21 protein-coding genes are annotated in these 21131 nt (G+C 39.1%); 13 read left to right on the plus strand and 8 right to left on the minus strand.

The features are described from left to right. Window positions 1-714 precede the first annotated feature (714 nt). Window positions 715-1737 (minus strand): class 1 fructose-bisphosphatase, encoded by a 1023-nt coding sequence (fbp, locus tag AAC073_RS24375; RefSeq protein ID WP_339926401.1) that lies wholly within the window; start codon window positions 1735-1737, stop codon window positions 715-717. 56 nt (window positions 1738-1793) lie between these two features. On the opposite strand from fbp, the gene AAC073_RS24380 reads away from it, so the two are divergent. Further along, entirely contained in the window at window positions 1794-3068 is a 1275-nt protein-coding gene (locus AAC073_RS24380; protein WP_339926402.1) for an aspartate kinase, read from the plus strand. Between the two features lie 362 nt (window positions 3069-3430). Here the strand turns inward: AAC073_RS24380 and AAC073_RS24385 are convergent, their stop codons facing one another. Next, the gene (locus AAC073_RS24385) at window positions 3431-3922 is read right to left on the minus strand and encodes a low molecular weight protein-tyrosine-phosphatase (protein WP_339926403.1); all 492 of its coding nucleotides are present in this window, start codon (window positions 3920-3922) and stop codon (window positions 3431-3433) included. A 162-nt stretch (window positions 3923-4084) separates the two neighbouring features. Here AAC073_RS24385 and AAC073_RS24390 point away from each other — a divergent pair, with 162 nt between their 5' ends. After that, window positions 4085-4504 (plus strand): transcriptional repressor, encoded by a 420-nt coding sequence (locus tag AAC073_RS24390; protein WP_339926404.1) that lies wholly within the window; start codon window positions 4085-4087, stop codon window positions 4502-4504. Between the two features lie 49 nt (window positions 4505-4553). Continuing rightward, complete coding sequence (locus AAC073_RS24395) at window positions 4554-5183, plus strand: peroxiredoxin (protein ID WP_339926405.1); 630 nt, start codon at window positions 4554-4556, stop codon at window positions 5181-5183. A 60-nt stretch (window positions 5184-5243) separates the two neighbouring features. On the opposite strand, the gene AAC073_RS24400 is transcribed toward AAC073_RS24395, so the two are convergent. Further along, entirely contained in the window at window positions 5244-5549 is a 306-nt protein-coding gene (locus tag AAC073_RS24400) for a hypothetical protein (RefSeq protein WP_339926406.1), read from the minus strand. A gap of 283 nt (window positions 5550-5832) precedes the next feature. Here AAC073_RS24400 and AAC073_RS24405 point away from each other — a divergent pair, with 283 nt between their 5' ends. The 5 genes from AAC073_RS24405 (at window position 5833) to AAC073_RS24425 (ending at window position 12221) form a co-directional block, all read left to right on the plus strand. Next, complete coding sequence (locus AAC073_RS24405) at window positions 5833-6480, plus strand: glycosyltransferase family A protein (protein WP_339926407.1); 648 nt, start codon at window positions 5833-5835, stop codon at window positions 6478-6480. A gap of 106 nt (window positions 6481-6586) precedes the next feature. Continuing rightward, window positions 6587-8512, plus strand: a complete 1926-nt coding sequence (locus AAC073_RS24410; RefSeq protein WP_339926408.1) for a heavy metal translocating P-type ATPase — start codon at window positions 6587-6589, stop codon at window positions 8510-8512. 8 nt (window positions 8513-8520) lie between these two features. Further along, window positions 8521-9093, plus strand: a complete 573-nt coding sequence (locus AAC073_RS24415) for a pyridoxamine 5'-phosphate oxidase family protein (protein WP_339926409.1) — start codon at window positions 8521-8523, stop codon at window positions 9091-9093. A gap of 96 nt (window positions 9094-9189) precedes the next feature. Next, window positions 9190-10146: a sugar phosphate isomerase/epimerase family protein gene (locus tag AAC073_RS24420; protein WP_339926410.1), complete on the plus strand. Its 957-nt coding sequence runs from the start codon at window positions 9190-9192 to the stop codon at window positions 10144-10146. Between the two features lie 542 nt (window positions 10147-10688). After that, on the plus strand, window positions 10689-12221 hold the full coding sequence (locus AAC073_RS24425) for an arylsulfatase (RefSeq protein ID WP_339926411.1): 1533 nt from the start codon (window positions 10689-10691) through the stop codon (window positions 12219-12221). A 114-nt stretch (window positions 12222-12335) separates the two neighbouring features. Here the strand turns inward: AAC073_RS24425 and AAC073_RS24430 are convergent, their stop codons facing one another. Genes AAC073_RS24430 through AAC073_RS24440 form a run of 3 tightly spaced genes read right to left on the minus strand, consistent with a single transcriptional unit; the run spans window position 12336 to window position 15031 of the window. Then, window positions 12336-12917 (minus strand): LUD domain-containing protein, encoded by a 582-nt coding sequence (locus tag AAC073_RS24430; protein WP_339926412.1) that lies wholly within the window; start codon window positions 12915-12917, stop codon window positions 12336-12338. Beyond that, window positions 12914-14290, minus strand: a complete 1377-nt coding sequence (locus AAC073_RS24435; protein WP_339926413.1) for a lactate utilization protein B — start codon at window positions 14288-14290, stop codon at window positions 12914-12916. Before AAC073_RS24435 ends, AAC073_RS24430 begins: the two co-directional genes overlap by 4 nt. A gap of 3 nt (window positions 14291-14293) precedes the next feature. Beyond that, window positions 14294-15031, minus strand: coding sequence for a (Fe-S)-binding protein (locus AAC073_RS24440; RefSeq protein WP_339926414.1), 738 nt, complete (start codon window positions 15029-15031; stop codon window positions 14294-14296). 471 nt (window positions 15032-15502) lie between these two features. Here AAC073_RS24440 and AAC073_RS24445 point away from each other — a divergent pair, with 471 nt between their 5' ends. From AAC073_RS24445 to AAC073_RS24460, 4 genes are all read left to right on the plus strand, one after another. Next, window positions 15503-15736 (plus strand): hypothetical protein, encoded by a 234-nt coding sequence (locus AAC073_RS24445; protein ID WP_339926415.1) that lies wholly within the window; start codon window positions 15503-15505, stop codon window positions 15734-15736. Window positions 15737-15741: 5 nt separating this feature from the next. After that, window positions 15742-16098 (plus strand): hypothetical protein, encoded by a 357-nt coding sequence (locus tag AAC073_RS24450; RefSeq protein ID WP_339926416.1) that lies wholly within the window; start codon window positions 15742-15744, stop codon window positions 16096-16098. A gap of 435 nt (window positions 16099-16533) precedes the next feature. Beyond that, a complete protein-coding gene (locus tag AAC073_RS24455; protein WP_339926417.1) occupies window positions 16534-17670 on the plus strand; it encodes a 6-bladed beta-propeller in 1137 nt (378 codons plus the stop codon). Beyond that, window positions 17667-18836: a 6-bladed beta-propeller gene (locus AAC073_RS24460; RefSeq protein ID WP_339926418.1), complete on the plus strand. Its 1170-nt coding sequence runs from the start codon at window positions 17667-17669 to the stop codon at window positions 18834-18836. The genes AAC073_RS24455 and AAC073_RS24460 overlap by 4 nt, the downstream gene beginning before the upstream one ends. 2 nt (window positions 18837-18838) lie before the next feature. Here the strand turns inward: AAC073_RS24460 and AAC073_RS24465 are convergent, their stop codons facing one another. Both AAC073_RS24465 and AAC073_RS24470 read right to left on the minus strand, forming a co-directional pair. Further along, window positions 18839-19033 (minus strand): hypothetical protein, encoded by a 195-nt coding sequence (locus AAC073_RS24465; RefSeq protein ID WP_339926419.1) that lies wholly within the window; start codon window positions 19031-19033, stop codon window positions 18839-18841. Between the two features lie 126 nt (window positions 19034-19159). Next, window positions 19160-19873 (minus strand): SAM-dependent methyltransferase, encoded by a 714-nt coding sequence (locus AAC073_RS24470; protein ID WP_339926420.1) that lies wholly within the window; start codon window positions 19871-19873, stop codon window positions 19160-19162. A gap of 24 nt (window positions 19874-19897) precedes the next feature. Between AAC073_RS24470 and AAC073_RS24475 the strand changes: the two genes are divergently transcribed. Next, window positions 19898-20119, plus strand: a complete 222-nt coding sequence (locus AAC073_RS24475) for a DUF2905 domain-containing protein (RefSeq protein ID WP_040417196.1) — start codon at window positions 19898-19900, stop codon at window positions 20117-20119. The last annotated feature ends 1012 nt before the right edge of the window (window positions 20120-21131 follow it).

Genomic DNA, 21131 nt, shown 5'->3' on the forward strand with positions numbered 1-21131 from the left:
AATCTGGACTGGGTTTTTATAGATTAGATTGTCTGAGTTTTTCAGCAGACCCTAAATAATCTAAAAGCCCCCAATTTGCATTTTTTAAATTTCTATGCCAACCCGCATTTAGCAAATTTGAAAAGCCGCACAAGCCTACCCACATCCCAAGATTTACAAAAGAGCCAAATCTCCCACGCGCGTTTATCGTCATGTTTTATATCTCTTTAGTTAGGCCAAAGCTGACTTATATACTATGAAGCATAAGTTTATATCTACACAATCAAACGAGCTTCTGACTTTCTTCAATCAGATTAATAAGAATTGTTTCGATTATTCTGAGGCTAACATAGTTTTAAAGTATTTGAAGTCAGGAAATGGGAAAAAGTATATTAGGAACAGAATTTCCAATTACTTCCATAATCCAATGGGGGGAATGAGAAAACCTGCCCAGTTATTCAATGACCTGTTTTGGGCTGAAGAAAGGTTTTTTGCAGTAGGTCCTTGCAAGTTGTTCCTCAACAATGCTTACTTCTGCTTTATCGTAGTAATGTAAATTGCGATAATCCTTCCAGAAAATAGCACAAATAGGAAACCCAAATAATTGTTTAAAGAACTTCGCCAGATCCCTCCGACGAAGAACGCCTAACACAAGTCGTTTCCATAAATTCAGGGACCACCAGTTGGGTCTTGTATTTTTTTGCATTCCGGCTTTTCCCTGAAAGGATTAAAAACTTAGGATGACCCATTCAAAACCTCCTGCAACTTTTTAACCATATTGGTAGAGCCTATAAAGAAAGGGGTGCGTTGGTGCAGGCTTTCTGGCTGGATGTCTAGAATTCTATTTTTTCCGTCAGAGGCCATTCCTCCCACTTGTTCAGCAATAAAAGCAAGGGCATTTGCCTCGTAAATCAACCTGATTTTTCCTTTGGTAGCTTGACTGGTTGCAGGATACAGGTAAATTCCTCCTTTGAGTAAGTTTCTGTGAAAATCTGCTACCAAACTTCCAATGTACCTGGCTGATGCACCATGACGTTTGCAACTTTCCAGATAGGAAAGAATATTTGGGTTTATAAGTGGAGTAAGGCCTTCATTCATGGTAAAGATATTTCCATCTTCAGGCATTTTCATGTCAGGGTGGGAAAGAAAAAATTCTCCCAAAGACCGCTCATAAGTGAACCCATTGGCTCCTCGTCCAGTAGAGTAAACCAGCATGGTGGAGGAACCATAAAGTACATATCCTGCCGCCACTTGCTCACTACCTTTTTGTAGTACGTCAATTTCTTTTATCGGAGAGCCGGAAGGAGTCACTCTTCGATAGATGGAGAATACGGTACCGATGGACACATTCACATCAATATTAGAAGAACCATCAAGCGGGTCTATCGCCACCACATATTTCCCTTTACTGTTTTGCAAATCAATAACAAGGTCCTCTTCTTCTGACACTATGGCGCAGACTTCACCACCTTTGGTAAGGGCTCTGGTAAACCGAATATCTGCAATGACATCAAGTTTTTGTTGTTCTTCACCTTGAACGTTTATTTGACCAAAAGCGCCTGTTACGTCTGATAGTCCAGCTCTGCTAATTTCCCTGGAAACTATTTTTGCAGCTAAGGCGATGTCACGTAAGATTTGGGAAAGTTCCCCAGATGCGAAAGGAAAATCTTCCTGTTTACTTTTAATAAAACGATCAAGAGTAACCCCGACATTATAAGCGAGGTTTTGAGTATCTTGTTTGTAAGGCTGTGTCTTCATACCTTTGAAGTTAATAGATTATAGTTAAAAAATTACTTTTTCCATTCTATATTTTCATGACACAACCTTTGGTATACAAGTTCGGTGGAGCCTCTATAAAAGATGCAAAAGCCATTCAAAGAATTGCCCAGTTACTCAAAAATCATTGGGCAAATAACCTGCTCATAGTGGTTTCGGCTGCAGGAAAAACTACCGACAAACTGGAACACCTTATTTCCTTATCCTTTGATAATAAGGATTTTGATGCGCCCTTATTTGAACTGTTGGATTATCACCTTGACCTTTGTAAGGGACTATTTGAGGAAGGTCATCCAATATTCGCCAGGGTGGAAAATCATTTTGCCCAACTGAGGAGATCCCTTGAAAATAGCGCAATAAAAGAAAATCAAGCTTTTTTTTATGATCAAATTATTGGCTATGGCGAGTTGATTTCTACAAGGATTTTTCAGGAATACCTTTGTTTGAAGGGTTGCCCTTGCCTCTGGCAAGATGCCAGAGAGCTTGTAAGCACAGATTCACGTGCCAAAATGGCGAGGGTGGACTGGGCTTTGACCATGCAGCATTGCCGTAAAATATTGATTCCTATGTTGGATACTTTTCCTGTGGTTACCCAGGGTTTTATCGGTAGAGACCTTCAAGGAAATACAACTACCTTAGGCAGGGAGGGGTCAGATTTCACGGCTGCTATTATGGGAGTAAGTCTTGGGGCTTCGGCTGTCACCATATGGAAAGACGTAGCAGGAATACTGAATGGAGATCCTGATATTTTTCCTGATGCAGTTAAATTTGAATATTTGGATTTCGAAGAAGCGGCTGAAATGACCTATTATGGCGCCAGTGTCATTCATCCTAAAACAATAAAGCCACTTAGTAAACACGGGATTTCTCTCCATGTAAAGTCGTTTCTGAATCCTTCATTGGCTGGGACCATCATAGGAGCCTTTGGTCAGGCACCGAGAATTCCTATAACGATCATAAAACACAAACTAAGCCTAATAGAATTGAGGATTAGGGATTTATCTATGTTAGGTGGTTTTCATTTCGATTATATTTATGATGTGGCCGAAAAACTGAATGCTGATATTCAGTTGATTCAAGGGGCGGCCGCCCATATAAATATTGTAATAGATGCCCTTCCTGTAGATGAGGAACAAATTATTAAAGCATTTAGAGATGTGTTTCGCGTAAGCATAAAAAATAACCTGAGGCTGGTCACGGTAAAAAACCCTACTTCTGTGGAAATGGATCATTACCGGAAGATGGAAACGGAGCTAGTGCTTGAGCAAAAAAGCCCAGATTTGATTCAATGGTTGTTTCAAAAAGAACAATAGACCACTCAAATCATCTAAAAGTATTGGTTGACTAATGGTGCTTTAAAGTTATCAATAGAACTTAATAAAATGAGTTCTACCCTAGATGATGAAAAAAATTATCATTCAGAGGCCTAACATTTTCGAATTGCATAAATCCAGATGAAAGTATCCCACGCAGCAGCGCAGCCGGGGTGCAATCGCGAAAGGAAGTAAATATTAAATGCCCAATTTTACCTATGAAAGCTCTTCTATCCTTAATAAGTTGGTTTAAATAGTACGATGTTTTCTACTTCTTTTTCAGGAATAGAATTTAGTACGAATATTATTACTACGGTCTGTTTTAGCCCAAGGAAGTTAAAAAATTATAGGCAATGCAGGAATTATTTTTTTTCTAGAAGCTGTTGTTTCTTTTCAAGCGCTGCTATCAATCCATCCAATGAACTATCAAGGATGTCATATACCTTTTGAAATCCATCCACGCCGCCATAATAAGGGTCTGGAACTTCCATAAATTCTGCATCTTTTTGAAAAGTACGCATCAATAGTAGGTTTTTTGGAACGGTTTTGTGCTGTTCAGCTGATTTTTTAACGTTTTCCAAGTTAGACTTATCCATTACAATGAGATAATCAAAATCCCTAAAGTCTGTTCTGTTAAGTTGTCTTCCACGGTGATTCATTTTAATACCATTTCTGGTGGCACAGGCGATGGCCCTTTCATCAGGTAACTCACCAATGTGAAATTCTGAAGTTCCACAGCTATCACAGCTAAAGTGGTCCTGATAATTTTTCTGCTTAATTTTATGATTGAAAAGCGCTTCAGCTATTGGAGAGCGGCAAATATTTCCTAAGCATACAAACAACACTTTTACCATAAAACGATCACTTTCTGTCTTTTAGCTACTTCGAGCAGCATGTTATTATAAAGGTTAGATTAATAAATGGTTAATTTACAGAAATGAAAGAACTATACATATGAATTTTGCAATTTATTACCTACATTTGCAGAATGAATCCTAAACAGGAATGATTCTTATATGAAAATGAATGTTGAAAAGCTAAAAGAGAAGATCACCTCCAAAGGGATGAAATTTACGCATCAGCGTTTGGTTATCTACCGTTCACTGTGTGATTCTCAGGATCATCCAACAGCTGATATGGTTTACAATCAAATCACCGAGGAAAATCCTAGTATATCTAAGGGTACTGTTTACAAAACCTTGGAGAGCTTTGTCAATGCGGGTATTTTGCAAAAATTTAGAGATGATTTAGGCTTGATGCGTTTTGACCCAGTAATGGACACCCACAGCCATCTTTATTGCAATGAAAGCAGCCATATTCGAGATTATAAGAACCCTGATTTAGAGCAATTATTAAATAATTTCTTTAAAGAGAACCAAATCGAAGGATTTGAAGTTGAAGAAGTATCATTGGTAATAAAAGGAAAAACGAAATAAATTTCTATTTATATCATTAATTTATCTATAAACAATTAAAAATTTACTTATGTCATTAGTTGGAAAAAAAGCACCTTTATTTAACGTACCTGCAGTTATTGATGGAGAGGAAATTGTAGAAAATTTCTCTTTGGAGCAATTTCTAGGTAAAAAAGATGTTATTTTCTTTTTCTACCCAAAAGATTTCACTTTTGTGTGTCCTACTGAAATTCTTGCATTCCAAGAGAAATTGGAAGAATTTGAAAAAAGAGGAGTTGCAGTAGTAGGCGCGTCTTGCGATACAGAGGAATCTCATCTTGCTTGGTTAAATTTACCAAAAGCAGAAGGTGGAATCCAAGGCGTAACTTATCCAATCATAGCTGATCCAGTAAAAACAGTAGCGCACAACTTTGGCGTATTGGCAGGAGACTGGAACTATAACGAAGAAGGAGAACTTAACTACCAAGGACTTCCTGTTGCTTATAGGGCTACATTCCTTATCGACAAAGAAGGAACCGTAAGACACGAAACTGTAAACGATCTTCCACTAGGAAGAAATATCGATGAAATGTTGCGTTTAATCGATGCATTAAGACACGTAGAAAAATTCGGTGAAGTTTGTCCTGCAAACTGGGAAGAAGGAAAAGAAGCAATGAATGCTACAAGAGAAGGAGTAGCTTCATATTTATCAAAAAATTAAGCATTATAGTGCTTCTTATAAAAGAAAACCCTGCCATACGGTAGGGTTTTTTATTTAATCCTAATCGCCGGCTAAATTTATAATACTGTTCATTTTTTTCTTTTTCTCCCTGTAAAATCTGTCCAATTCACGTGGAAATTGATCCATTTCTAGTGAAAGTGATCTAACATAGCCAACAAACCCTGAAAGTTCGGCCCTGTTAATGGCTCTACCTTCTTCTAATAATTGTATCAAACCCAGACTTGTTACAGGTCTCCTCAAGACGTGTGAAATGTCAAAAGAAATTTGTTCCGAGGCATTTTCAAACTCTATGCGCTTATTGATATTTTGAAAGGAGCCATACAATAAGACAGCGCCATCGGGCATCTTTTTTGGTTTTGCACTTATATAGTGCCAATTGTATTGATTTTTTGCTTTTACTCGATATTCAAAGCATAATGGGTTCAGCCTCGTCAAAAAAGCTCTAAGATTTTTCTAGAGAGGCCTATATCATTAGGATGAATTTGTGAAGAATCCTATTCAAGAGATTTTGACCCTATTTTAAAGTTAATCCTTGGGTGAAGGTCCTTCATTCCAGGGCTCAAAAACTCGAAATTTAATTCACCCTTTTATAGTTTATTATTGAAATAGATGCTTAATTTTAGAAATCATGTGCCCAAAACCTCAAGTTTCTGTGTTAATTTCCAGTTACAACACTCCATTTTATAAGTTGGAAAGAGCGATTAACTCTGTACTTAATCAAAGCTTTCAGGATTTTGAAATTGTACTGGTAGATGACGGCTCTCACAATGACCCAGAAAATAAATTGATTGATTTTTGCTGTCTTCATGAAACCAAGTTAACCTACATAAGGAAGATCAACGAAGGACAATCTCAAGCCATAAACAAAGCCTTGCAATGGAGTGAGGGTCACTATATTGCTATACTTGATGCAGACGATGAATACCTTCCAAACCATATCCATTCTTGTGTTGCTCAGATGAAATCATTTGACCTTATTGCTTCCAAAACTTTAACAGTAACCAATAAGCCGGAAGATTTTTTTGTAGTTGACAGGTATGATCAGCAGAAAACCATCCACGTGGATAATTGCATTCTTTTTGCTACCCTTTTCGGTAAAAGAAAGGTATTTAATAAAATCAAGTTTAAGGATGGTTATGGTGCGGATGCAGCATTTTACGAACAGGCTAAGAAATTATTTAAAGTGGGTAAGTTGGATCTCCGTACCTATGTTTACTATAGAAACAACCCTGAAAGTACTTGTGAAAAAATCAAATCCAAGTATGCTACGGATTAGCAATAGTGGCACCAATTGTGCACTGCCTTCATGTAAATCAGTGAAAGTTTGCAATTAAAAGGCATGGATTTTAACCGTATCTTCGGGAAAATCGAACAATAGCACAATGGCAACTAATATAGAAGAGAATTCCTGTTGCGAAACGCATAACCATTCTCATACTAAATCTAACACTCTTTTTGAGTCCCCATGGCTACTTAGCCTACTTAGTTTTATCCTCTTAGTAATAGCTGTTTCAGGTGAAAGCATGCTGCCTTTCCATAATTATGGAATCTCTGGTTGGCTCTTCGTTTACTTATTGGCCTATTATTTTGTAGGCTTTCCAGTGTTACGCACAGGGTGGAGGTTGATCCTACAAGGCGATGTGTTTACAGAATTTTTCCTTATGGGCATCGCTACCATTGGGGCTTTCGCTATTGGAGAGTATCCTGAAGCTGTGGTAGTTATGCTTTTTTACACGATAGGCGAACTGCTTCAAGACCGTGCTGTCAGTAAAGCCAAAGGGAATATTCAGGCCCTACTGGACATTAGGCCTGACAGTGCAAGGGTGATTAGAGATGGCGCTTCGAATTTAGTCAAGCCTGAGACTGTTGATACTGGAGAAACGATAGAAGTGAGGGCAGGAGAAAAAGTGCCATTGGATGCAATTCTTTTAAGTGAAAGCGGAACGTTCAATACAGCAGCTATTTCGGGGGAGAGCATGCCTGCCGAAATCAATAAAGGAGAAGAGGTCTTGGCAGGAATGGTAAACATTCAAGATTTGATTACCTTAAATGTATTAAGGCCTTTCTCGGAGAGTTCCCTCCAAAAGATTATTTTAACCGTTCAGGAGGCAACGGCCAAGAAAGCCAAAACGGAAAAGTTTATTCGAAAGTTTGCTAAAATTTATACGCCAATTGTTACTTACTTGGCACTGGCCTTGGTCATTCTTCCCTATTTTATAGTAGCAGATTATGCTTTTAGTGAATGGTTGTACAGGGCTTTGGTGTTTTTGGTTATTTCCTGCCCTTGTGCATTGGTCATCTCTATTCCTTTGGGGTATTTTGGAGGAATAGGAGCAGCATCTAGAAAAGGCATTTTATTCAAAGGCTCAAATTTTCTAGACTTAATCACCACGATCAACACCGTGGTATTCGATAAAACAGGGACATTAACCAAAGGGGTTTTTGCTGTAGAAAAAGTGGAATCAATACCCAATGCTGATCCAGAATGGCAACATTTGGCTGCTTCTCTTGAATCCAATACCAATCATCCCATTGGGAAAGCCATAGTGAAACATCTATCAGATGGGGCAAGTCCTGTGACATTTTTAAAAGAAATACCAGGTAAAGGCCTGATGGGAGTGGTTAAGCATAGGAGGGTGCTGGCAGGAAATAGACTGCTAATGGAAAGTCAAGAAATACAAGGTTTACCAAATGAGACTTACCCTAATAAAACGGTCATATATTGTGCAATTGATGAATTGTTCTGTGGTTATTTTGTGTTGGCTGATGAAGTTAAAGCGGACGCCAGAGAAGCCTTTATATCACTTAGAAAGCTAGGGATTCATAATTTAATGATTTTTTCAGGGGATAAAGCCGAGGTGGTTGAAGCCTTGGGAAAAGAACTAAAAGCAGACATGGCCGTAGGAGGAATGCTTCCGGAGGAAAAATTGGCAAAAATTGAGGTCCTTAAAGAAGACCCTATAAAAGTTGTAGCTTTCGTTGGAGACGGTATCAATGATGCGCCTTCCATTGCCGCAGCCGATGTGGGCATTGGAATGGGGGGAATGGGAAGTGATTTGGCCATAGAGACAGCCGATGTAATTATCCAAACAGATCATCCTTCCAAAGTAGCCTTGGCATTTAGAATAGGGAAGGCAACGAAAAGAATCGTATGGCAAAATATAAGTCTTGCCTTTGCCGTAAAATTTTTGGTCTTGGCCTTGGGTGCAGCTGGAATGGCGGGAATGTGGGAAGCCGTATTTGCGGACGTTGGTGTAGCCTTACTTGCTATTCTAAATGCCATTAGAATTAATTATTTATTCAAATAACATAGTCTATGCTTTTTACCGCTTTATCTACTAAAAAGGAAGTCTGGTCAACCATTAAAAATCAATTGCAACTGGGTGCTTCTGACCCTAAACATCCTTTCCATTTTGTAAACCTTTGTACCCTAAATGAGGATCAGCCAGACAGTAGGTACGTGGTTCTTCGAGAGGTAGATGCCTCCTTACAATTGTTTATTTACACCGACAGTAGAAGTGAAAAAGTATCTCAAATAGGCAAAAATATCCATGTCTCCCTGCTCTTTTATCATCCAGAAGATCGCTGCCAGGTTAAAATAAATGGGAAAGCCTACCTTAACTCCAATACTACAATACAGGAAAAACATTGGAACAATATCCCAGTAGATGCTCAAAAGAGCTATCATTCTGTTTTGGCACCTAAAACTGCTGTAGCTCAACCGGAAGATGGTTGGGAGCAAGAAAGCCATTTGGGAAGTAAAAATTTTACAGTATTAACCATCGTTCCTGATCAAATAGAATGCTTGCAACTGGATAAAGGAGGCCATTTGAGAATCGTTTTTGACAAATTAAATAATGCCTGGGATTCATCATGGTTGGTTCCTTAGCTGTTGATCATTTCTAGTGCTTGTTGGGCAAAAAGAATAAAATTGCTATCTTCAATGGATTAATCCAGCAATAACATTTCTAAAAATTTTATTTCCATGCATAACAGAAGAGACTTTATTAAAAAGACCGGATTGGCAACAGCCTTTTTAGGTTTAGGCCTTGGAGGGCAGGCTTTTTCATTGGCGCCCCGTGAGGAATTGTTCAAAATTTCATTGGCCCAGTGGTCCGTCAATAGATTGCTTTTTTCTAAGCAAATGGACAATTTGGATTTTGCCATACTCGCAAAAAAACATGGTATCTCTGCAGTTGAATATGTGAACCAGTTTTTTATGGACAAAGCCAAGGACACGAGTTATCTGAAAGAAATGAAAACCCGAGCGGAAGGCGAAGGCGTCACTTCTGTATTGATTATGTGTGACAATGAAGGAAAATTAGGAGCCAGAGATACTTCTGAGAGAATGGAAACTGTAGAAAACCATAAAAAATGGGTAGAAGCAGCTAAATTTCTTGGATGCCACTCAATTAGGGTAAATGGATACTCTTTTGCTAGGTACAGTGCGGATAAAAAGGAATTTGCAGAATCTATGAAGCTTGTGGCCGATGGCTTGCGGAACCTCTGTGAATTTGCTGATACAATGGGTATTAATGTAATGATAGAAAATCATGGTGGTTTTTCCAGCAATGCTAAATGGCTTACTGGTGTAATGAAAGCAGCAGATCATCCAAGAGCTGGAACCTTACCGGATTTTGGCAACTTCTTGATGTATAGAGAAGAAGGAGAAAAAACCCTTTCCTATGATTCCTATAAAGGTGTAAAACAATTGATGCCTTTTGCCAAAGGAGTAAGTGTAAAACCTACTGTTTGGGATGGAAAAGGCAACCAGTCTCAATTGGATTATGAAAAAATGATGTCCATTGTGCTTGAAGCGGGTTACCATGGCTATTGTGGTATTGAGCATGGTGAAGAAGGGCGCATTTGGGAAAGCATTGTAGAAATACGTGAACAGCTTGAGGCTACCGAGAAAGCGCTGAGAGGATCTTTTTCTGTTTAAGACTTTAGCCATAGCGAATAATTAGATAGCCATAATAAACCCCCTGGCTCCAGAAATCAGGGGGTTTATTATGGCTATGACCAATCATTTTTACTTGAGTTCGAGTTAAATTCGTCCTAATACCTGCTCAGGAATCATATCGAATATTTTTTTTGGGATGACTGAGCTGAAAAAGGAGAGACAGTTTTCTTTGCCAGCGTTTCAACAACTTATAAAAGTATTTCTCTAATCCTCCGGTGATGAATCTTCTTACCTAAACAGGTTCCACACACGTTTTTTATCAATTCTACTCTATATTGGGAGAGCTGGAATGCCATAGAAGGCTATAAAAACAATTAAACTACCATTACAAATTGGAATATATTTTGTCATTAGTGCAAGTTTTGCGTGTAATAAATATTAATTCGTCTGTTTTACTGATAATTAATTTTGTGTAATCAACTTTTTACACGAATTTTATTACTCATTATTAGATGAAAATTTTCTGGCTAATCTTTAACTTCTCATTTCTATTTTAAGAAGTGTTATAATTGAAAAACACCATGACCCAAAAATCCTTGATTTATTTACTTTTCGCATTGGTTTTATACTCCTGTGCTGAAAAGAAAGCTCCTTTGCCAAACATCATTTTAATTATGGGGGATGATATTGGTTATTCTGATATAGGGGCATATGGAGGAGAAATTGAAACGCCAAATATCAACCGCCTGGCAGATGGAGGATTAAAATTCAGGACTTTTTACAACATGGCCAAATGCAACCCTACCAGATCAACCATGCTTACAGGTCTATATGACGGTGGAGCGGGTGCCGTTCATATAGCCAACTTGACCAAACAAGCGGGTTATAATAACATTATGAGTGGTAAAGAACACTTTGACCCATGGGTACCGGAATACTGCAAAGCCGAAAATGTATTTGATCATTCCTTTTATTTTTGGGCCACAACAGAATATTTTCTTCCTCCATCAGGAGCGTTCGAAAGACCTTTTTACCTTGAGGGCAAGGAACTAAGGGCTGATGAAATAGAACATGAAAAATCACCAATGTATAAAACTGATTTTATCACTGATTATGCTTTGAAATGGTTGGATGAAACTTTTGAAAAGGAAGAGCCTTTCTTTCTCTATTTGCCTTATCATGCTGCGCACTATCCACTACAGGCCCGACCTGAGGACATAGAAAAATACAGGGGAAAATACCTCAAAGGCTGGGATGTTCTACGTCAAGAACGCTTCGATCGAATGGAGGAGATGGGAGTGCTTCCACAAGGTGCAAAACTAAGCCCACCGGAAAACAATTTGAATAAATCCCGGGGGCCATTATTGGAAGATTATACTGATTATTATGCATGGGATAGCCTATCGTCGGCGAAAAAAGATTCACTTGACCTTGAAATGGCTGTTTTTGCAGCCATAGTTGACCGGATGGATCAGAATATTGGGCGGGTTTTGAAGAAGCTGGAGGAAAATGGAAAGCTTGAAAATACCATTATCATGTACCTCAACGACAATGGCTCTTGCCCATTTTATACCAATAAAATTCCCGATAAGCAGCCAGGTCCTGCGGATTCTTATTGGAGTTTGCGCACCAATTGGGCCATGTTGGGAAATACCCCGTTCCGTCAACACAAACAGTCAGGCCTTGAGGGGGGAAGCCATACGCCATTTATCGCATACTGGCCAGGTAAAATTGCCCCGAATACCATTACTGACCAAGTGGGACATGTGGTGGATATTGCGCCCACTTTTTTGGACTTGCTAAACATCCAATACCCAGATTCGATCCATGGTCATGCAACTTTACCGCTGCATGGTAGTTCATTACTTCCTGTCTTTATGGGCGAGCTACGTCCGGAACCAGCGTATTTTATCTCTGGAATGGATAAATTCAGAATGTTTAGAAGTGGTGATTATAAAATTGTCCGAATGAACGGAGGGGAATGGGAGTTGTACCACATTAAAAATGATCCCTCAGAACTGGTGAATTTAGCCGATACCATGCCGGGGAAAGTAAAGGAATTGGCCATGAATTATGAAGCTACGCCAGCTGGATCCGCTAAAAACCATCCTTAATCCAGAAGGTTTTGTTTGCTATATAACAAAAGTAGCCCTGAGGCATTTAGACGCAACAGGGCTATCAAGTACCAATGGCTATATCCGCCTATTGTTTTTTGAGGAGGTATAAAATTACGCCATTAGAAATACTACCATACTTCTAGGTCCATGTGCTCCTATGACCAAAGACTGCTCAATATCTGCAGTTTTGGATGGTCCGGCTACAAATACGCCATAACCAGGCTCAGCTACATTTATCTTTTGATAGACTTCATGCATGTTTCCCAACAAACGGTCAACTTTCAGCAAAACTATTAGATGCTGAGCAATGAAGGGCAAAGCCCTATGGACAATTTTTTCCTCAGGAAGCCAAATGGCTGCATTTTCCACTACTCCCCAATCACCTTCAAGGATGGCTACTTCTATATGTTCTAATTCATGGGGATCCTGAACTTTCCCGATATCAAAGTTTCCAGTGATCCCATCAACCATAGACAACACCTGATTGTCTGGGGTGTAATTATCTTTTAGATAGGCTTGTACGGCTGCTTTTCCTTCTCCTGTTCTGGCTGTGCCACCATTCAGTTTTATGCTGGCCTGAAATTGTTCGATCAGGTTGTCTTCATAGGGAAATTCCGGATGCTCCGGCAATGGGAGCAAATCAGGTTTATTCTTTTTTATGGCCGCTATAATGGCTTCTTTACTGCTATTCATTGCTTCCTGTTTTTTCGATACCATTCCTTGAAACTTTCTTTGGGCACTTCCGGCAACTCTCTGTGTTTACCCCATGCATTAAAGCTATTGTAAACAAAACCACGAGGACTAATAGACAGTGATTTTCTGGCCAAGTTGCCCATCATGTCGAATAGTTTTGGCTTAGACATTACATTGCCACCAAAGCGCATGGCCCATTTTTTAGAAGGCTGGGAGGGACCTTCTTTGGTAATTACTTGTCGCCATTTGTACAATTGCTCATGAATATTAATTTTCACTGGGCATACATTAGTGCATGAGCCACAAAGGGTGGAGGCAAAAGGTAAGGTACTGTGTTTTTTTAAATCCATACCGGGAGAAAGTATGGAGCCTATAGGTCCTGGCACCGTGGAACCATAGCTAAACCCACTGCTTCTACGATAAATAGGGCAGGTATTCATGCATGCACCACAACGTATGCATTTTAAGGAGTTTCTGAAATCCTCTCTACCCAATTGGTTGGTTCTGCCGTTGTCCACCAAGATCAAGTACATTTTCTTTCCTTCTCTTGGCCGGTGAAAATGGGAGGTATAGTTGGTTATGCTTTGTCCGGTGGCACTTCTGGCAAGGAGCCGAAGGAAAACACCAAGATCTGCTGCACGCGGAATGAGTTTTTCTATTCCCATACAGGCGATATGCAAATCTGCCAGGTGGGTGCCCATGTCTGCATTGCCTTCATTGGTGCACACCACAAATCCTCCCGTCTCAGCAATACCAAAGTTCACACCAGTAATGGCTGCTTTGGCTTGAATAAATTTTTGCCTTAAATGTTGTCTAGCTGCCTCGGTAAGGTAGGCGGGATCATCTGCACCTGCATCTGTTCCCAGATGTTCGTGGAAGATGTCTCCAATTTCTTTTTTCTTAAGGTGAATGGCAGGCATTACTATATGACTTGGTACCTGCTTGTTGAATTGTATGATCCTTTCCCCAAGGTCTGTGTCTACAACATCATAACCTTTGTCTTCTAGGAAATGATTAAGCCCACATTCTTCTGTGAGTATAGATTTACTTTTGACTAGATTTTTAACCTGATTTTCCTCCAGTATGCGTAATACATGTTGGTTATGCTCATCTGCATCCTTTGCCCAGAGTACTTCTATACCATTTTCTATGGCATTTTTCTCAAATTTGAGGAGCAATTGATCGAGATTGGAAAGCACATGGTCCTTGATTTGAGAAGCATTGGTTCGTAAATTTTCCCATTCAGGAATTTTTTGTGCCGAAACATCTCTTTTCGTGCGGACATGCCATAAGGTATCATCATGCCAATGGCTTCGTTCATCGTCCTTTAGAAATTCTTCGGCTGCAGCCGCATGGGTTGGTGTCGCTTTCATTTTTTACTGTTTTTGGGTTTTCGATACCTTTGCATTTAGGATCTCTGCTATGTGCATGACCTTCATCGGACTTTTGTTCCGCCGAAGGATTCCTTCCAAATGCATTAAACAGGACATATCCGCCCCTGTGATCACCTGTACACCCTGCTCCTCATGGTCTTTGATACGGTCTTTGCCCATACCTACTGATACGGCCTCTTCAAGTACGGCAAATGTACCACCAAACCCACAGCACTCGTCTTTTCTGGTTAGTTCTATGAGTTCGATGCCGCTGACCATTTCCAGTAATTGCTTGGGCTTGTTAAATTCAACACCCATTAGCTCTGAAGGTTTTGCCAATTTGAGGCCCCTTAGTCCATGACAACTCGCATGAATACCTACCTTAAAAGGAAAATCTGCTGTAAGTTCCTTAATTTTCAATACATCAGTAAGAAACTCACAAAGCTCATAAACCTTTGGTTCATTTTCTTGGCCTGAATAAATATGGTCTTTGGTATGTAAGGTACAGCTGCCCGAGGGACAAACCACATAATCAAATTCGCTAAAGTTTTTTCTAAACAAAGCAGCGGGCCCTTCTCCAAATTCTTGATAACCCGAGTTGGCCATGGGTTGGCCACAACAGGTTTGTTTAAGGGGATAATCCACGTCTACGCCTGCGCTTTCTAAAAGCTCAAGGCTGGCAATGGCTACCTGAGGGTAAAATTGCTCTACGTAACAAGGTATAAATAATCCAACTTTCATCAATGCGGTTATTCTTGGATAATTAACTAAATACAAGGAGTCTTTGTTGGCTCCATTTTCTAAATATAAGCATCATAAGGTTCAGTCCCATTGGTTCAAGGCAAAATATAGCCGGGAGCTCCCTTTAATTTTTTCCAGCCAACGCTAATTTCTGTCTGTTATAAGACAAGTTTATAACGATATTGAGAAGAAACTGTACTTACAATTAACGATAAACTTACCTAGTAATCCTTCCACTTCCATCCTGCACTGTGCTGATGAGCGAAATTTTCAATTTTTTAAGATTAATGTATAAAGAGCTATTAATGTCCTATTGGGATCAATGTTTTTTCTTTATTAGTTAGTGCCTAGAGGATTATGCTTTTTTATCCATTTGACCAGATTTTTAAATATAACGGGATAAATTATTTTCAACATTATTGGTACTCTTGGCGTAATTATTTTAAATTACCTTATAAACACTCATGTGATATGAAAACTGATGTTGAAGAAAAAAACATAGTGGTAAAAATGAGTTTAAGGCCCTCAACCATAAAAAGGATTGAAGTCTTAAGAAGGAATTCAGGAAATGATAATCGCAGTCAATTGGTTTCCAATGCCATTGAAATAACAGAAGCCTTATCGGCTTATATTCATTCAGGGGCAAAGATTTACATAGAGAAAAAAGATGGAACCAAGGAGTTACTAAATATTGAGGGAATCTAGTGTCTATGGAGACGAAAGATGAAAATATTGTGGATTGGGGTGATGAATCTACTTCTTCTGAGTCCTCCAGTTCAATCCTCAGAACCACAAAAGAAATCGTAAATGAATACGATATTTTTAGATTAGCCAATTGGATTTTGGCCATTTGTGCATTTGTTTATATCTCTTTTGGGCTGATTAGAATTTATTATCCAGGCTACCAAGTAGTTGAAAATGGATTAAAAGTGTATAAAAACGAAGGAATTGTTGAGGTCTGGGAATACACTAAAGTCTTTCTAAATTCCATCATTTCTTTAATTTTGGGCCTTTATTTTGGTGCCAAGGCTCAGGCTAGGAAAACAAATAGTCAAAGCAACCTATAATGAATTTTCAGATATGCTTTAGTTTCCATGAAAACGCACAAAGGGATGTGTTAAAAACACAACCACCATTGATCATTGAAAATATTCAACTTTAAATTTTCTGAAATTCTATTGGCTTGTTGTCATTAGCAATTAAAGTATTTACTTTTTACTAATCTCAGCTTGGTAGCTCATTATTTATATTAATGGGTCCTTTTCATTCCTATAAATTTTTTTTCACAAAATTATTCGTGAACTAAAAATACAGACAAGTATTTGTAACTATAATTTTAATTATATATATTTAATCCTGACTTTCTCATTTACAATGGATTCTGAGAGATGAACCTCCTTGAATTATCCGAAGTTCGCAAAAATTATTAGGAGGTAGAGGGTTTTCGGGCAGTGTATAGGTCAGGGCAATTGTTTCATAGGTCATTATAAAAACGCAAGCACATGAAAAAACCCAATCTTATTTTATCGTCGATTAAAATATTGCTCATTATTTCCTTTGTGGCTTGTTCGGATGCTGTATCCGAGGAAAACACAAATAATGTTTCAATAGCACCTGATGATTATCCCACACTATCCTTTGAGGATTTTACGGTAAAAGAAATGATTCCCCTGGAAACAACTGAGGACAACCTGATGGGTATGGACCTGCGGATAAAATTTTCAGACAGTTTCATAGCAGTTATGGATGAAAACAAAACCAATAAGCTTCACTTATTTGACCAGAAAGGAAGTTACCTTAGGGCGATTGCTGAGGTAGGTAAAGGCCCTGGAAGCATCCGATCTCTGAGGGACTTTGAGTTTGGAAAAGCAGAGGAGGTATTGGTGCTTTCTCCTATTGCAGACAAAGCCGATGTATACAAATTTTCTAAGGATGGAAATTTAAGCGAAGCCTTTGAATTGGCTTATAGTGCGCATTCTTTTATTAGATTAGAAGGGGGAGGTTTTTTATTTCAAGGCGGGTATAATCTGCCATTTGTAACGCATAGGGTGATTCAAACAGATGCGGAAGGGAATATTCAGCAGCGCTATTTGGAAAACGATTATGAGAACGTAATGCTACCCATGATGGAACGTAATTTTTTCCCATCTGATAAGGGGGTTATTATGCTGGAAATATTCAACCCAAATTTATACTTGTACCAGGGTGATAGTCTTGGACAGGTTCTCCATGCCGACTTTGGCACTTATGATTTACCGTCCAATTTTTGGGATGTGGACCTTATGGCTAGCTTTGAAAAGATCAATGAAAATGGTTGGGCCACTTTTAGAGGTGTTTTCCAACAGGGAAGTTTGATGGTTACAGACATTGTAGTACAAAAAGGAATGTCAATGTCCAAATACATTTTGTTCCATAAGGGCAAAGATATTTACAAACTAAAAGCTGATAGGGACGATGATATGGTATTCTTTTACCCTATCGGTATCAATAAAGAAGAACAAGTGCTCTTCCTGACCTACCGGTCAATATTGGAAAAGCATGCCCAGGAATTTCCCGAAACATTCTCGGTAGAAGATTTACCGGATGGAGACTTTGATTATCCCGTGATATTGCATGTAGAATTAAACAGTAGTTTATGAAAAAGGCATTTTTTATTGCATTTAGCGCTTTTCTATTAAACGTTTCCTGTAAGGAGTCGGTTAAGAAAGAAATTGCGACAGGGCCGATGGAGCTGACTATTGCAATGGAAGACATTCAACCGGCTTATGCTTTTAGCAAATTTGACCTTGTACCGCTGGAGTTAAATGACTTGTCATTGGTAGGCGCTATTGACAAATTAATTGTGGAAAAGGATAAATTATTTATCCTTGACAAGGAGGTTACAAAAAGTGTTTTTTGTTTTTCTACCGCTGGAAAATTCCTTTTTAAAATAAACAATATTGGGGAAGGAGATGGCAAATTCTCCAAACCATTTGATTTAAATTTGTTCAATGAATCGCTACAGATTTTGGATATAATCCAAAAGAAAATCCTTGTATTCGATTTGGAAGGCAATTATAAGCACGAAAAACCAGTCCCGTTTGAGGAACAGGTTGTCAATTTTTTCCCAATCAATCAAGATTTTACCGCTTATCATATGGATGGCAGGTCTTTTGGGTCTGAGGAAACGGATTTTATCAGGGTTTTGGGTAATAAGGATTCCACCATTTCAATTCAGGGAGTGTCGGATATAGGAAGTACAGATGCCTACCAAGTTCCCATAGAATTTTCTCAACATGATGGCAACGTTCGGTTCCTACACGCCTGGACGGACACCATTTACAATATCTCGGAAAAAGGAATAGAGGCTGACTACATTTTAAATTTTGGAGCAGATCGCTTGGACAAGAAGGTCAAGAAACTTCCTTTAATGGACATGCGGAAGTTTATAATGGGAAACCCGTATGTTTTCAATGCTGCCAATCTTGTTGAAAATGAGGAATACCTGAGCTTTCAATGGACCAGAAGTGTAGCCGGCTATGCCAATTCTGAAGATCAAACTTATGTCTCCTATTACAGGAAAAGCACAGAAAAGCTTGATCATTTCCCATTGCTAGAAAACTGGGTGGAGAAGGTGAATTTGCAAGGGCCTCTCTATGGAGCCGGGGAATGGTTTTTTGGTTACTTGAATTATGAAGACTGGAACAAGCTTTCAGCAGAAAGTAAAGATGATCTTATTATACAAAATTCCAATGTAAACGCTGAATATTTGGATGCTGGAAATCCTATTATTGTCAAATACAGGCTAAAGGAGGGTTATAAATAGCATTAGTGCCTTCGCTTTAGATCGTTTGGATTTCCAGGTAACGCCATAAATATGTGTCCAATTATAGAAGCCATCCCCTCATATCCCGGCGGTTGAGCGGAGCCGAAACCATAGGGTAACGGGGACACATTGCTTATTCCTTCCGCTGCACTAGGAATCACTTCCCACTGCTTATAGTCAGGATTCCTATCGTACATTCTTTAAAGACATTACCGTAATTGTAGTAGAATCGTTTATTATCCCTATTTCACCTGCCCGGAAGGGCTTAATGTCACAGCCACGGGCCTAGCCCGTGGTTTAGTGATTATATATTGTCAGTTTTTTTAAGAATGATGGATCAGAAAAACGGCTGGGATTTTATGAAGGTCCGGATGTTTCTTGCGCCAATCTGCGACTTTTTTGGTTAGGATCATTTCATCGCTACCCGTTATATTGCTAGCAATACATAGCAAGGTATTGCTGCTGAGGTTGGCCAATAAATCTTCGATCATCCGGTTATTTCTGAAAGGCGTTTCCATAAACATCTGGGTGGTGTTTTCCCTGATCGATTTGGCTTCCAGTTCTTTGATTGCTTGTACCCTGTCTTTTCGGTCTATAGGCAAGTAGCCATTGAAAGTAAAGGACTGTCCATTAAAGCCGGAGCCCATCAAAGCCATGAACAAGGAAGAAGGTCCCGGCAATGGAACTACTTTAATGCCTAGTTTATGCGCCAATGCAACTGCATTGGCGCCAGGATCAGCGATTCCAGGGCAGCCAGCTTCAGAAAGGATGCCTACATCATGCCCCTTTAATAATGGGTCAAGCAATTTCTTTAATTGCTTATCGGGCGTTTTTTTATCCAATTTTTCTAAGTGCACCTCTTCCAGGTTCACCCCTAATTTAAGGCTACTGATATACCTGCGAGCTGTTCTGAAATCTTCCACCAGGTAATGGGAGGTTGCTGCAATTACGTTTTTTACCACAGGTGCCATGATGTCCTGGCCTGTTTCGAGTACCAATACATTAGGTATCAGGTATAATATTCCCTTAGCTTTCATTATTTTTGGATTATGGAAAATGGAATGCCTTCTTTAGCAAAAGTACTTATTTTTATCGGACTGCTGTTACTGATCGCAGGATTGCTGCTCTGGTTCTTGCCTAAATTTCCGGGTTTTAAAGGCTTGCCCGGTGATATGGTCTTTAAAAAAGAAAATTTCACTTTTTATTTTCCCTTGGGTACCAGCATACTCTTGAGCTTGTTGTTGACTTTATTGCTCTATTTGTGGCGGAAATTCGGGGGGTAATGTGGTATTGAGAATTGCCTTAAATCTGAAAAGGCTTCCTTATTGTATGAAAGCGTTAAGTGATCTATTGTACTACTATTATTTATCATCATTTTTTACTCGCTTACTTGGGTAATGTTCAACCCTGTTCGGGGTTGGGATTTAGCGAGGTTATTTCTGGCCCGTGGGTTGCCACCCACGGCTATTATAGTTCAGGCCCTTCAGGCCTGTGGATTTTCGGACTTTTAACGATTTTTAGTAGGTCGAAATAAGAGTGCTTTATTAAATCTTATAAGCGATTGTTAGATAAGGACATTACATTTCCAATCCCCATCATTTTGGAAAAAAATTTATTATTTAACGAGAACGCAAGAAGCCTGAAGGGCTTCAACAACAATAGCCACGGGTGAAAACCCGTGGACGGCATCAATCATCCTTTTTCTCAACCCCAGCGTGGGTTGAACATCTATCACTACGGAAAAATTTTGTAACTTTAATGTAGACCCTAAACTTTATTTTTATGATCGCTATCTTTTAGGATAAGAAGCTATGGTTCAACCCGCTTCGGGGTTGCGAATTAGTGGGATGGTTTCTGGCCCGTGGGTTGCCACCCACGGCTATTATAGTTCAGGCCCTTCAGGCCTGTGGTTTTTGGGACTAATTACCTTTTTTTGGATTATTGAAATTAGCATGCTTTATTAAACCTTTTAAATGATTGTAGGTAATGACCCTACTTTTCCAATCCCCATCATTTTGGAAAAAAATAGAATTTTAAAGAAAACGTAAGAAGCCTGAAGGGCTTCACCAACAATAGCCACGGGTGAAAACCCGTGGACCGCATCAAGCATCCTTTTACCCAACCCCAGCGTGGGTTGAACATCTACTGCTAAGGAATTTTTTTGCAACTTTAAGATAGACCCAAAATTTTATATTGATGTGCGCTATTTTTTAGGATAGGAAGCTAATGTTCAACCCCATTCCTTTAGATTTGATAAATGTTAATATTCTAAGATTACTGTTTTATACATTGAGA

It is taken from the genome of uncultured Cyclobacterium sp. (assembly GCF_963977555.1).
In the GTDB taxonomy this organism is placed as follows: domain Bacteria; phylum Bacteroidota; class Bacteroidia; order Cytophagales; family Cyclobacteriaceae; genus Cyclobacterium.